The 13,603-nt window shown below is 71.0% G+C and carries 13 protein-coding genes; all 13 read right to left on the reverse strand.

Annotated elements, in window-relative coordinates; all coding sequences use genetic code 11:
- Window positions 1-85: 85 nt before the first annotated feature.
- On the reverse strand, window positions 86-358 hold the full coding sequence (gene rpsO / locus VFZ70_16875) for a 30S ribosomal protein S15 (protein HEX6257486.1): 273 nt from the start codon (window positions 356-358) through the stop codon (window positions 86-88).
- A gap of 253 nt (window positions 359-611) precedes the next feature.
- Complete coding sequence (locus VFZ70_16880) at window positions 612-1,583, reverse strand: bifunctional riboflavin kinase/FAD synthetase (protein ID HEX6257487.1); 972 nt, start codon at window positions 1,581-1,583, stop codon at window positions 612-614.
- Between the two features lie 22 nt (window positions 1,584-1,605).
- On the reverse strand, window positions 1,606-2,547 hold the full coding sequence (gene truB, locus VFZ70_16885) for a tRNA pseudouridine(55) synthase TruB (protein ID HEX6257488.1): 942 nt from the start codon (window positions 2,545-2,547) through the stop codon (window positions 1,606-1,608).
- Entirely contained in the window at window positions 2,544-3,581 is a 1,038-nt protein-coding gene (locus VFZ70_16890) for a bifunctional oligoribonuclease/PAP phosphatase NrnA (GenBank protein HEX6257489.1), read from the reverse strand. Before VFZ70_16890 ends, truB begins: the two co-directional genes overlap by 4 nt.
- Window positions 3,578-4,024 carry a ribosome-binding factor A gene (locus VFZ70_16895; GenBank protein HEX6257490.1) on the reverse strand — a complete coding sequence of 149 codons (447 nt, stop codon included), beginning with the start codon at window positions 4,022-4,024 and terminating at the stop codon, window positions 3,578-3,580. Before VFZ70_16895 ends, VFZ70_16890 begins: the two co-directional genes overlap by 4 nt.
- 38 nt (window positions 4,025-4,062) lie before the next feature.
- Window positions 4,063-4,359: a DUF503 domain-containing protein gene (locus tag VFZ70_16900; GenBank protein ID HEX6257491.1), complete on the reverse strand. Its 297-nt coding sequence runs from the start codon at window positions 4,357-4,359 to the stop codon at window positions 4,063-4,065.
- 65 nt (window positions 4,360-4,424) lie between these two features.
- Window positions 4,425-7,313, reverse strand: a complete 2,889-nt coding sequence (infB, locus tag VFZ70_16905) for a translation initiation factor IF-2 (protein HEX6257492.1) — start codon at window positions 7,311-7,313, stop codon at window positions 4,425-4,427.
- 468 nt (window positions 7,314-7,781) lie between these two features.
- A complete protein-coding gene (gene nusA / locus VFZ70_16910) occupies window positions 7,782-8,876 on the reverse strand; it encodes a transcription termination factor NusA (protein ID HEX6257493.1) in 1,095 nt (364 codons plus the stop codon).
- Window positions 8,877-8,978: 102 nt separating this feature from the next.
- The gene (locus VFZ70_16915; GenBank protein HEX6257494.1) at window positions 8,979-9,440 is read right to left on the reverse strand and encodes a hypothetical protein; all 462 of its coding nucleotides are present in this window, start codon (window positions 9,438-9,440) and stop codon (window positions 8,979-8,981) included.
- A 217-nt stretch (window positions 9,441-9,657) separates the two neighbouring features.
- Window positions 9,658-10,650 (reverse strand): potassium channel protein, encoded by a 993-nt coding sequence (locus VFZ70_16920; GenBank protein ID HEX6257495.1) that lies wholly within the window; start codon window positions 10,648-10,650, stop codon window positions 9,658-9,660.
- Window positions 10,651-10,893: 243 nt separating this feature from the next.
- The gene (locus VFZ70_16925) at window positions 10,894-11,325 is read right to left on the reverse strand and encodes a PPOX class F420-dependent oxidoreductase (GenBank protein HEX6257496.1); all 432 of its coding nucleotides are present in this window, start codon (window positions 11,323-11,325) and stop codon (window positions 10,894-10,896) included.
- 49 nt (window positions 11,326-11,374) lie between these two features.
- Entirely contained in the window at window positions 11,375-12,535 is a 1,161-nt protein-coding gene (gene ispG / locus VFZ70_16930; GenBank protein HEX6257497.1) for a flavodoxin-dependent (E)-4-hydroxy-3-methylbut-2-enyl-diphosphate synthase, read from the reverse strand.
- A 99-nt stretch (window positions 12,536-12,634) separates the two neighbouring features.
- Window positions 12,635-13,603: M50 family metallopeptidase (locus tag VFZ70_16935; GenBank protein HEX6257498.1), on the reverse strand; the 969-nt coding region annotated here is incomplete at its 5' end.

Genomic DNA, 13,603 nt, shown 5'->3' on the forward strand with positions numbered 1-13,603 from the left:
ACTGACAGCTGACGCGCACGCGGGAACGACACAACGGTCCGGGAATGCGATGACGCCGAGCCCGTCGGTGGGCTCGGCGTGGGTGTCACCGACGCAGGCCGAGACGCTTGATCAGCGTCCGGTACCGCTCGACGTCGGTCTGCTGGAGGTACCCCAGCAGGCGCCGGCGGCGGCCGACCATCTGCAGCAGGCCGCGGCGCGAGTGGTGGTCCTTGGCGTGGGTCTTCAGGTGCTCGGTCAGATGGTTGATCCGCGCCGTCAGCAGCGCGACCTGCACCTCCGGCGAGCCGGTGTCGTGCTCGTCGGTCGCGTACTCCTCGATGATCTTGCGCTTGTCAGCGATGACCGCTCTGCTCATGTCTCGTCTTCTTGCTTTCCTCGTCGGTGGACGCCTGCGCGCCGGTGCGTGCCCGGTCGTCGGCGTCGTGGCTGCGGTGTCGGCGCACGCCAGTGGCCCGTCCGAGGGCCCGGTGGGATTGTCACGCGCTCAGAAAAGCTCCGAGCACACCACAGCGTCCAATGCTAGCACCCTCGCCGCACCACCATCGATGGCCCGCGGACCGCGCCACACGGAGGCGTGTCGGGCGACGGTCGTGTGGCCACCGCCCGCGTCAGGTCATCCGGCCGCCGACGCCACCCGGCAGGTGGTCGTCGGCGCCCACCCGTCGCGCCCGGCGGACGTCGCCGTCCATCGCGGCGATCAGCGCGGCGACGTCGTCGAAGCGCTGCTGACCGCGCAGGAACCGGCGCAGGTCGACCATGACGTCCAGACCGTACAGGTCCTCATCGAAGTCCAGCACGTACGTCTCGACCCGCAGCGTCGCACCGTTGAACGTCGGGTTCGTGCCGATGCTGGTCACGGCGGGCAACTCGCGCCCGTCCGGGTGCGTCAGCACCCCGGCGTACACGCCCGTGGCGGGCACCACGACCCGGTCGTCGACCTCGAGGTTGGCGGTCGGATAGCCCAGGCCCTTGCCACGGTGGTCGCCGTGGATCACGGTCCCGTCGATGCCGAACGGACGGCCGAGCAGGCGCGCGGCCAGATCGACGTCTCCGTCGCCGAGCGCGGCGCGAATGCGCGACGAGCTGATCTCCTCGCCATCGGCCGTCAGCAGGTCGACGCCGTCGACGGTGAACCCGTCACGCGCGCCGACCCGGGTCAGCAGATCGACGTCGCCCGCCGCGCCGTGCCCGAAGCGGAAGTTGCCTCCGACCACGATGTGACGCGCATCCAACGCCCCGCGCAGCACCCGGGTGATGAAGGTCTCGGCCGACAGCATGCGCAGCCGCTCATCGAACGGTAGGACGACGACGGCGTCGACCCCGAGGTCGGCCAGCGTGCGCGCACGCCGCGGCGTGGTCATGAGCAGCGGCGGGACCTTGTCCGGCCGCACGATCTGCAGCGGGTGGCGGTCGAAGGTGACCACCACGCTGCGCAGTCCGTGACGGGCGGCGTGGTCCTGGGAACGACCGATGATCGCCTGGTGGCCCCGGTGCACGCCGTCGAAGAAGCCGACCGAGACCGCGGACGGTGTCAGGGCGACGGCTGACAGGTCACCGACGACCACGTCGGGCGCGCTCATGAGGTGTGCCTGTCGTGCGCGGTCATGCCGGCGAGTAGACGATCAACGGACGCGCCCGGCCGTCGGTTTCCTCCACGACGGCGATGAGCTCGCCCGCACCGTCGACCACCGCGACCGGACCGTCGTGGCCGGTCGGGTCGATGGGACGACCGCGGGACAGCTGGGAGACGGCGTCAGCGGCGATCACGACCGTAGGGTAGTGCGCCTGCGCCAGGGCCGCCGCCGGGGTCAGCAGCAGCTCGCCGATGTCCCCGCGCGCGATGGCGGCCAGGGCGTCATCGAGCGCCGCCGCCTGTGAGATGCGTGCGCCACTCGACGCCAGGCGGCGCAGCGCGGTGAGGTGTCCGCCGACTCCCAGTGCGCGGCCGACGTCGTCCGCGAGCGACCTGACATAGGTGCCCGCCGAACAGCTCACCAGGAACTCGACCTCGGGCAGGACCCCGGCGGTGAAGTCCACGAGGACCAGATCGTGGACGACGACGGCACGCGGCTCCCGTTCGACCACCTCGCCGCGCCGCGCGCGGGCGTGCAGGCGTTCGCCGTCCACCTTCACCGCCGACACCATGGGAGGGATCTGCTCGATCGGACCGACGAAGCGCTTGAACGCCTCGCACACCGTGCGCTCGTCGAGGTGCGACGCATCATGCTCCTCGGTGATCTCACCGTCGGCGTCCAGCGTCGTGGTCGCCCGGCCCAGCTGCATGCGGGCCTCGTACGTCTTCGTCCCGGCCTGCAACCACCGCACCAGGCGGGTCGCCCTGCCCAGGCACACCACCAGCACGCCGGTGGCGGACGGATCGAGGGTGCCCGTGTGACCGACCTTGTGCCCGTGGCGCCGACCGGCCGCACCGTACGCGTGCCGCAGCGCGCGGCGGATGCGGTTGGTCACGTCGTGCGACGTGCACCCGACGGGCTTGTCGATCACCAGCACGCCGTCGGGAGGCATCGACGTACCCGCGCTCATCGGCCGCCCCTCCCGGACATGGCGGCCGCCGGCACCTCGTCGTGGGCGGCGATGGCCGCCGACACCCGTTCCACGATGTCCTCGATCGGTCCATCTGCGACCAGTCCCGCCAGGAACGCGTGACCTCCGCCGCCCAGATCCCGTGCGATCACTCCGACGTCGACATCGCCCCGGCTGCGCAGCGACACCTTCCACGCCAGGTCCGACTGCTGCTTGGCGATCATCGCGACACGAGCCGTGCCCACGCTGCGCAGCACGTCGATCAGACCCTCGGTCTCCTGCCACGACACCCCGAACCGCTCGAGGTCCTCGCGGGTCACCGCCGTCCACAGCAGCGCCGTGCTCGGATCGAGCGTCGTGCGCTCCAGGACCTTCGCGAGCAGCTTGAGGTAGCCGAAGCTGTGCGTGCTCCACACCTGTCGGTTGATCTCCGCGTGTTCGATGTCGAGGCTGATCAGCCGTGCCGCCAGCCGCAGCACCCCCGGCGTCGTGCTCGCGTACTGGAACCGTCCGGTGTCGGTGACCAGCGCGGTGTACAGGCAGATCGCCGTCTCGCGGTCCAGCTCACCGCCGAGCCGGCTGATCAGCTCGTCGACGAGCACGGCCGTCGCGGCCAGCGAGCCATCGACCAGCCGGATGTCGCCGAACTCCTCACCACTGGCATGGTGGTCGAGCACGATCAGCGTGTCGGCCGCCTCGGCGGCGGCCCGCAGCGATCCCAGGCGTCCCGGTGCCCCGGTGTCGAACGCCACCATCAGCGACGGGCTGGCCGGGAAGCGCTCCGGCACCACGAGCGTGTCCAGGCCCGGAAGGAACGCGTACTGCGGAGGGACCGCGAGCTCGTCGCCGGCATCGGCGTCGACGGTTCCCCAGCTTGCGGCCGTCCTCACCCCGCGACCGCTCAGAAAGCGCTGCAGCGCGAGCATGGAGCCGAGCGCGTCACCGTCGGGGTCGACGTGGCACGCCAGCGCCACCTCGTTCGCAGCCGACAGCGCGTCGACGGCCTGACGCCACGCGGACTCGCTGACGGTCACTTGTCCGGTCGCGCCTCGTCGAGCAACGCCTCGATCCGCCGACCACGCGCCGGGACGGGATCGTGGACGAACTCGAGCACCGGGACCTGCCGGAGCCGCAGCCGCCGGCCCAGCTCGCGCCGCAGCAACGGTGTCGCGCTTGCCAGCCCCTCGGCCGTCCGCTCCTGCGCCCGTGCCGCCTCCTTGTCGTCACCCGCGACCACCGCGACTGATGACGGGTCGCCGGAGGACCCTGGAGGGTGGGCGGCTGAGCGGTCAGAAGGCGAACTGTCATCAGGAGCGCCGAGCACCGTATAGTAGACGGTCGCCTTGCCGAAGTCGGCGGTCGTGCGGACGTCGGTGATCGTGACGAACCCGACACGGGGATCCTTCAGCGTGCCGACGAGCTCGGCGAGGATCTCCTTGATCCGCTCGGGGACGCGGTTGGCTCGGGGGGAACCCACGGGCTGTGCCTTTCGGGTCGTGGACGTGGTGGCGATGGTCAGGCGGGCTGTGAAGCGGTGATCTCGACGACGATGTCGAGAAGTTCGACGCGATGCTCACGCAGCACGATCTTCTCGACCTGCTGGGCGACCTTGCGCGCGCCGGTCTCGCTGCCGGCGGCGACCGCGACACCCAGCACGCAGCGCTGCCACGAGTCCAGACCACCGACCTCCGCGACCGACACGTTCAGCTCGCGGCGCAGGCGAGCGATCAGCCGACGCGTGACGCCGCGCTTGTCCTTCAGCGAACCCGCGGCGGGCAGGCGCAGGAAGACGGTGACCATCGCGACGACCACGTCCGCCCGACCTCCTGTCTGCCGCCGACCCGTCGGCTGCCTGACGCCTACCCGTTGCCCGCGGGCTAGGTGCGGTCCACCTCGCGCTCCTCGTAGAGCTCGAACTCGTCGCCGACCTTGATGTCCTGGAAGCGGTCCAGACCGACGCCGCACTCGTACCCGGCGCTGACCTCGGTGACGTCGTCACTGAAGCGGCGCAGTGACGCCACCTTGTCGTCGGCGACGACGACGCCGTCGCGGATGACCCGCACCGCGCCGTTGCGCCGGACGGCGCCGTCGGTGACGTAGCAGCCGAACACGAAGCCACGCGGGATCTTGAAGACCTCCCGGACCTCGGCCCGGCCGGTGACGACCTCCTCGAACTCGGGCGCCAGCATGCCGGCCACCGCGCGCTCGATGTCCTCGACCGCCTTGTAGATGACCGAGTACTGCCGCAGATCGATCCCGGACTCTTCGATCGCCGCACGGGCGTTGGCCTCCGGCCGCACGTTGAACGCGATCACGATCGCGTCCGACGCCTCGGCGAAGTTGACGTCGTCGACGGTCACCGCGCCCACACCCTTGCGGATGATGCGGATCTTGACCTCCGGCAGCTCGAGCTTCTCCATCGCGTCCGCGACAGCCTCGACCGATCCCGCCACGTCGCCCTTGACGATCAGGTTCAGCGTCTCGAGCTTGCCCTCCGCGATCGCACCGGACAGATCCTCCAGCGACAGCGTGCGCCGCTCTGCCAGCTCCATCCGCCGCTCGCGCGCCTGCCGGTTCTCTGCGATCTCCCGCGCGGTGCGCTCGTCGGCCACGACACGGAACTCGTCACCGGCGGCCGGCACCTCGCTCCACCCGAGTACCTGCACCGGACGCGACGGTCCTGCCTCGGTGACCTGGCTGCCGTCGTCGGCGAACATCGCCCGGACCTTGCAGTCGGCGATCCCCGCGACGAGGTTGTCGCCGATGCGCAGCGTGCCGGTCTGCACCAGCACCGTCGCCACGGCGCCGCGGCCGCGGTCGAGGTTGGCCTCGATCACGGCCCCCTGGGCCTCCCGGTCGGGGTTGGCCTGGAGCTCGCTGACGTCGGCCTGCAGCAGCACCATCTCGAGCAGCTCGTCGAGGTTCGCACCCGTCTTGGCGGACACGTCGACCATGGTGGTCTGCCCACCGAACTCCTCGGCGACCAGCTCGTGCTCGGTGAGCTGGCTGCGTACGCGGGTCGGGTCGGCCGTCTCCTTGTCGATCTTGTTGACCGCGACGATGATCGGCACCTCGGCCGCGCGGATGTGGTCGATCGCCTCGACCGTCTGCGGCTTGACGCCGTCATCGGCGGCGACGACGAGTATCGCGACGTCGGTCACCTGTGCGCCGCGGGCGCGCATCTGCGTGAACGCCTCGTGACCCGGCGTGTCGATGAAGGTGATCGGCCGGCCGTCACGGCGCACCTGGTACGCACCGATGTGCTGGGTGATGCCGCCCGCCTCGCCGCTCACGACGTCGGTCTGGCGGATCGCGTCGAGCAGGAGCGTCTTTCCGTGGTCGACGTGACCCATCACGGTCACCACCGGCGGACGCGGCCTGAGGTCCTCGGGCTTGTCCTCGATCTCAGGGCCGAACTCGAGGTCCTCGGGCGTGACGAAGTTGAGGTCGGCGTTCATCTCCGCCGCGACCACCTCGATCAGGTCCTGCGACATCGACTGCGTGACGGTGATCATCTCGCCCATGCCGAACAGCACCCGCACGATGTCGGTCGGGTTGACGTTGATCAGCTTGGCGAACTCGCCGACCGTGATGCCCGGCAGCACATCGACCGGACCCTCGACGCCGGCCTGCACCGGCTCGCCACGACGGCGCCGCGGCTGGGCCTGCTCCTCGAACTGGTCCTGGAGCGTCGGCTCCTTCTTGCGCCGGCCTTTCTTGCCCTTCTTGCGGCGGGTTCCGGGAGCGCCGGGACCGCCGGGGCCACCCGGGCCACCGGAGGGGCCGCCTGGGCCACCGGGGGGGCCGCCTGGGCCACCGGGACGTCCCGGCGCCCGGCTGGGACCGCCCTTGGGGGCCTCGCGGACGGGAGGCGGGATGGCCCGGCGTCCCGTGCCCTCCTTGGGAAGTTCGTGCTCGACGCGACGCCGGGGCTCGACGGGACGTCCGGTCGCGGCCGGGCTCAGCGGCCGACGCGGCACCGTGGGTTGTCCGGGCCGGGGTGGCGTTCCTGGCCGGGGGACGCCGGGCTGGCCGACCGGCTCGTCATCGGTGCGCTGCGGCGCGCGGGCGGCCGGCGCCGGCGGTGCCGCCGGCGCCGCCGGCTGCTCCTGTGTCTGCCGCACCTCGCTGGCGGGTGGCGCGGGACGCACGAGGCCGGCGCGTGCGGCGTCCGCGGCGCGTGCCGTCGGCTGCGCGGGCTCTGGCTGGGAGGGCGTCGCCTGGGTGGGCGTGACGGGCGCCTCGGCGGCCGGCGGCTCGCTGGTCTCGGCAGGCTGCTCCTGCGCCGGCGGCGCAGGCGGCGCGGACTGCGCCAGCGGCGCGGGCGCCGCTGGCTGCTGCGGCGGTACGGGCGCCTCGGTCGGTGCCGCATCGCCACCGACGCTGACGCCACCGCCGGACTCCGGACGGTAGGCCGTCGTCGGTGGGCGGAACCGCCGCGCCGCGGCCGCCGGCTGTTGCTGCCTGGCCTCCCGAGCCTTGCGCAGGTGTGGCGGCAGGATCCGGCGCGCCTTGGACTCCGCGGCGGCCTGGCGGACGGCCTCCACGTCGTACTGCTCGGCCTCGCGGCGGGCACGTTCCTCCTCGGCGCGACGCCGAGCCTCCCGTTGCTGGCCGAGGCTCTCACGGAAACGCGTCGCGTCGACGCTCTCGACGGTCGACGAGTGCGACCGCGCCGCGATGCCGAGCTCGGACAGCCGACGGATGACCTCCTGGTTGGGAAGTCCCGTCTCCTTGGCGAGCTCGTAGATTCGAACCTTGCTCACGTGCCATCTCCTACGCGGCGATCTGCGCCGTGGTCGTGCCCGTTGTCGGGACGGCGCTCGTCGCCCTGCGATTGATCATCTGTCCGGCGCAGCCGGTCCTGCGCACGCTCCGCATTGTGTGTGTGCTCCGCGACGGTCATCCCGTTCGGCGGAGCCGATCCTGCGGCGTCGTCGCGCCGGTTGACCTTCCAGTCTTGCAGCAGTGCCTCCGTGTCGACGATGACGCGGTCGCGAGTGGTTCGCAGCGCATGTACCAGTCGTCGTCCGTCGGAGATCACCCGGGTCGCGCACTGCGTCCGCCCACACACGTAGGCTCCCCTGCCGGGCAGCCGCTGGTCGGCGTCGACCACGACCGCGCCCCCAGCGACTGTGAACCTGACGAGCGACCGCTGCTGGCTGCGGCGGCGACACCCGATGCACATGCGACGTGGGCGATCCGTGGACGACGACGCGCCCTGGACATCCACTCTACCCCGTCGGCTCCGGATCGACGTCCGACGTCGACCCTCCCGGGTCGAGCGGGTTTCCGTACTCGTCGATCTCACCGCGGGCGAGGGCCGCCTCGAACGCCGCCTGCTCCTCGGCGAACTGGGTCTCGCTCTTGATGTCGATGCGCCATCCGGTGAGGCGCGCCGCGAGTCGGGCGTTCTGGCCCTCCCGTCCGATCGCCAGCGACAGCTGGTAGTCGGGGACCACCACGACCGCGGTGGGCGGCTGCTCGTCCGCGTACAGGTAGACCTCGGAGACCTTCGCCGGTGACAGCGCGTTGCTGACCAACGCGGCCGGTTCGTCCGCCCACGGAACGATGTCGACCTTCTCGCCGGACAGCTCCTCGACGATGGCGAGCACGCGCGTGCCGCGTGCACCCACGCATGCGCCGACCGGATCGACGGTGTCGTCGTTCGACGCCACCGCGATCTTCGTCCGGTAGCCGGCCTCACGCGCGATGGCGCGGATGTGCACAAGCCCGTCGGCGATCTCGGGGACCTCCAGGCGGAACAGCTCCTCGACGAGGTTCGGGTGGCTGCGCGAGCACACGATCTGGGGACCCTTGAGCGTCCGTCGGACCTCGGTCACGTACGCACGCAGGCGTGTGCCGTGCTCGTAACGCCCCGCGGTCCGCTCGGCCGGGACCTGCTCGGCCACCGGCAGCACCGCCTCCGCGTTGCCGAGGTCGAGGACGGTGACACGGTTGTCGTGGATCTGCACGGTTCCCGTGACCAGGTCGCCCTCGCGGCCCGAGTACTCGCCGTAGGTCAGCTCCCGCTCGGCCTCGCGCAGGCGCTGCATCAGCACCTGCTTGGCGGTCTGCGCGACGATGCGGCCGAAGTCCGACGGCGAGTCCTCCCACTCGCGGACCACATGGCCCGCTTCGTCGAGCTCCTGGGCGAAGATCGTCACGTCGCCGCTGTCCCGGTCGATCGTGACGCGCGCGTCCTCGGCGTCGGCGTGGGACCGCTTGTACGCACTCGCCAGCGCGCTCTCGAGCGCCTCGACGATCGTCTCGAACCCGAGGCCCTTCTCGCGCTCCATCATGCGCAGTGTTGGGATGTCGACACGCATTGGCGGCGCTCCTCTCCTCGTCTGCGACTGCCCGCCCTCTTCGCGGTGTCGGTGTCGGTGTCCGTAGGACCTACCCCGGTCGGTCCATGTTCCTGCCGCCGGCTACCACGGCAGGGCCTGCGCCGCCGTGACGATGTCGGTGTAGGCGACGAGCACCGCGCTGTCGCCGCCGTCGTCGATCTCGACCGCGTCGGGACCAGCGCGCACGACCCGCCCGCGCACCTGGTCGACGCGGTCCGCGTCGACGCGACGGTGGATGAGCACCTGCCGGCCCTCCACCCGGTCGAACGCCGACCGGTCCGTCAGCGGCCAGTCGACGCCGGGCGACGTCACCTCCAACGTGTAGCGGCCGCCGATCGGGTCGAGCTCGTCGAGCTGCTCGGACAGCCGCTGGGACAGCCGCTGACACGTTCCGACCGCGACCCCGCCCTTGCGGTCCACGACGACGCGCACCACCTGGCGCGATCCCGCGCCCTTGTGCTCGACGGCGAGCACGTCGACGTTCAGCTCGCCCGCCTGCCGTTCGACGAGGTCGCGGATGAGCGACGCTGGCCTGTCGCCCATGGCCGTCCTTTCCGCTGCACCCGCCTGGCAGAAGAGAAAAGTGGGCGGCCCGCGCCCACTTGCACCTTCTACCGTCCAGCGTTCACGCGTTGTACGTTCAGCTCGTTCGGCCCAATCCTGTAGACCGCTGTGGTGTCTCACAACGTAGCAGCGGCGACCGTGCCGGGCAATGGGCAGCGCCACCCGCCGACGCGTCAGACAGGCCTCGCGGCCCCCGTCAGGTGCGCAGCGTGGTCAGCGCCTCCCGGCCACCCAGCACGACCAGCACGTCACCGCCGTGCAGCACGGTGTCGGGCGTCGGTCGCGTGTTGGTGCTGCGCCCCTGCGCCTGCACGGCGAGGACGGTCACGCCGTGGCGCTCGCGCAGCTCGAGATCGCGCAGGCTGCGCCCGTCGAGGGAGCCACCGGTCCGGACGTTGACCTCCTCGAGCATGAGGTCCTGTTCGTTGCCCTGGGTGAGCACGTCGAGGAAGTCGACGATCCCCGGCCGTGTCACGAGCGCCGCGATCCGTCGGCCGCCGATCGCCGCCGGCGCGATGACGCGGTCGGCGCCGGCCCGGCGCACCTTGGCCTCGTTCTCGTCACGCTTGATGCGGGCGACGACGAACGCGTCGGGATTGATGCCCTTGGCGGTCAGCGAGATGAGCACGTTGTCGGCGTCGTCATGTGCGCACGCCACCACCGCGGAGGCCCGGCCGATGTTGGCGCTGAGCAGGCCGTCCTCCTGTGATGCGTCGGCCTGGACCGTCAGCAGGTCGAACGAGCGTGCGGCGTCGACGCGGCTGCGATCGATGTCGACCACGACGACCTGCTCGCGTTGCTCCAGCAGGTACATCGCGACGTGCCGGCCGACCTGACCGAAGCCGCAGATGATCGTGTGTCCGTCCAGCCGCGACAGTTCGCGATCCATTCGTCGCCTTCCGAGCAGATCCTCCAGGTGACCCTCGAGCACGAAGTCCAGCGCACTGACCACGAGGAAGGTGATCGACCCGACGCCCAGGGCGATGACGAGGATCGTGAACAGCCGGGCCGAGCCCTCCAGCTTGATGGTCTCCTCGTACCCGACCGCGGCGATCGTGATGATCGTCATGTACAGCGCGTCGAGCACCGACGCGTCGCCGAGGATGGCGTAGCCGATCGTCCCGAACACCGTCAGGACCAGCACGAGTCCCGAGGCGGCGACCAGCCGGCGCATCGGGGAACGTCGCATCGATGGCTACCTCGTGGTGTGCCTGACGGCGTCGCTGCTGCAGCCGTCGCAGGTCGGATCCGGGTCGGACCGCAGCTGTCGTCCGCGGCGTGGTCGACCCCCCAGTTCTACCAGCGGGCGATCGCGCAGGGACGACGGGGCGCCTGGCGTGGGCGCCCGATGCGCCGCGCACAGCGGCACGCCGCGGCGGCCTGGACGCCCACGGTCACGGCCATCACGGGATCACGACGGGCGACCACGCGGTCAGTCGCGCGTCGGGTACATGTAACCGACGTCGAACGACAGCTCCAGGCGCCCCTCGTCGACCATCGCGGCGTGGAACTCGTCAGGGTCGTCGTGCGGCTTGTCGCTGACCGCCTCGTACAACTCGAGCAGCCGCCGGCACGTCTCGTCGCCGGGGTCGCTGGCGACCGGCGAGAGGTGCGCGGTGCCCTCGACCACGACGTAGGTCCAGAAGTCGTCACTGGTCACGTGCAGGCTGACGCGCGGGTCGCTGCGCACGTTCGCCGTCTTCGCCCGGCTGTCGGTCAACGACACGCGGATCTCGTCGCCGATCAGCGCATAGGCGACGTTGGACAGCTGCGGACGTCCGTCGGATGACTTGAGCGTGACCAGCACACCCCAGTGGTGGTCGGCGACGAACGTGCGGGCGTCCTCGGTCGTCAACGGCGGCATTGCCGTCCTCCTCGATCGCTCATGGACCTCGGTCCGTGCACCTCGGAGCCTAGGCGGAGACGGTTGGCGCGCCCTCGCCACGCTCCGCGCGGATCTCGTCGGCCATCTCGTTGGCGAAGTGCACCAGGGTCTCGACGATGTCGGACTCCTGGACCGTGAACAGCACCTCGCCCTTCTTGAGGATCTGGCCCTTGCCCTTGCCGGCCGCGACGCCGAGGTCGGCCTCGCGCGACTCGCCCGGGCCGTTGACGACGCAGCCCATCACGGCCACGCGAAGCGGGACGTCGATGCCCTCGAGCCCATCCTGCACCTTCTCAGCGAGCGTGTAGACGTCGACCTCCGCCCGCGCGCACGACGGGCACGACACGATGTCCAGCCCGCGCTCGCGCAGGTGCAGGGCCTCGAGGATGCCGATGCCGGCCTTGACCTCCTCGACGGGATCCGCCGACAGCGACACGCGGATCGTGTCACCGATCCCCTCGGCGAGCAGGGTGCCGATGCCGACGGCGCTCTTGGTGATGCCGGTCCTGGGCGGCCCGGCCTCAGTGACGCCGAGGTGCAGCGGATAGTCGCACGACTCCGCCAGCAGGCGGTAGGTCTGGATCATCACCCACGGGTCGGAGTGCTTGACCGAGATCTTGATGTCGTAGAAGTCGACGTCCTCGAGCAGGCGGGCCTCGTTCAGCGCCGACTCGACCATGGCCTCGGGGGTGACACCGCCGTACCTGGCCAGGATCACGTCCTCGAGGCTGCCGCCGTTGACGCCGATGCGGATCGGGATGCCACGTTGGCTGGCGGCGTCACCGATCACCTTGACCTTGTCGTGCTTGCGGATGTTGCCCGGGTTGATGCGCACCCCTGCACAGCCCGCTTCGATCGCGGCCATCGCGTACTTCCACTGGAAGTGGATGTCGGCGATCACCGGCACTGTGGACTTGGCCGCGATGGCGACGAGCGCGTCGGCGTCCTCCTGCCGGGGCACGGCGACCCGGACGATGTCGACCCCGGCGGCGTTCAACGCCGCGATCTGCTGCAGCGTGGCGTTGATGTCATGCGTGGGGGTCGTCGTCATCGACTGCACGCTGACCGGCGCGTCGCCGCCCACGGCGACGTCACCGACGTGGACAGTGCGACAGGCACGCCGCCCGGGCGGCTGGTGCGCGGCCGGCTGTGGCGGCGCGGAGTTCAGGATCGGCAGTGACGTGCCCATGGACGCGGTCCTCGCAGTCGAACGCGGTGGTGGTGTAGGTCCGCACCAACCCTAGCCGTGCGCGCCCGAGCCGACGCCGAGCGCCGTGCCCCCCGAGCGCTACTGGATCAGCTCGGAGATCGGGTTCACGATGTCGACGTAGATCGCCGTCAGCGCGAACAGGCCGAAGAACAGCAGGACCGCGAGCGTCAATGGCATCAGCGCCTGAGGGTCGACCTGCCAGTCGGTCGCGGCGCCGCGGCGGCGGCGGACCGCGTTGACGACCGACTCGACGGCCAGCACCGCCAGGTGCCCGCCGTCGAAGGGCGGCAGGGGCAGCAGGTTCAGCGTGCCGATGACGATCTGCAGCTGCGCGAGCAGCACCAGCACCGAGGAGAACGCGCCGACGGCCGCCAGCGCCGACGCCGCCTGCCCCGCTCCGATCAGGCTGACCGGACCGTCACCGGTGCGCGGTGCGTCGCCGCTGGCCTGGCTGAGCCACGAGCTGAGGCTGTCAGGGGTGAAGATGCCGATGATGCCCTCGATCGACCGGGCGGTCTGGGTGCCCAGCGAGTACTCCCCCGACCAGACGCCGGCGAACGCCTCCGCCGGCGTCCACGACTGGAACGCCAGCTGGTTGGACGCCAGGCCGATCAGGCCCACGGTGCGACCGTCGACCGTGTGCTCGTCCAGCGTCACCTCCACCGTGCGGGTGCTGTCGCCCCGCTCGTAAGTCAGCTCGATCTGCTCGCCCGGGCGCGACTCGACGGCGTCGCGGACGTCCTCGAAGGTGCGGGTCGGCCGGCCGTCGATCGCCACGACCTGATCGCCGGGCCGCAGGCCGACCGCGGCGGCGGGCGAGTCCGCGACGATCTCGGTGATCTGGTTGCTCCGGACCGGCGCGCCGTCCGACAGCCGTGGCAGCTCGAAGGACGCCATGGCCACGAACAGCAGCACCGCCGCGAGCACGAAGTGGGTGAACGAGCCGGCCACCAGCACGATCGCGCGCTGCCACGCCGGCTTGGAGAAGAACGCCCGCGGCCGGTCGGCGGGATCGATCTCCTCATAGCGGTTCATGCCGGCGATCTT

Source organism: Euzebyales bacterium (genome assembly GCA_036374135.1).
Taxonomy (GTDB): Bacteria; Actinomycetota; Nitriliruptoria; order Euzebyales; family JAHELV01; genus JAHELV01.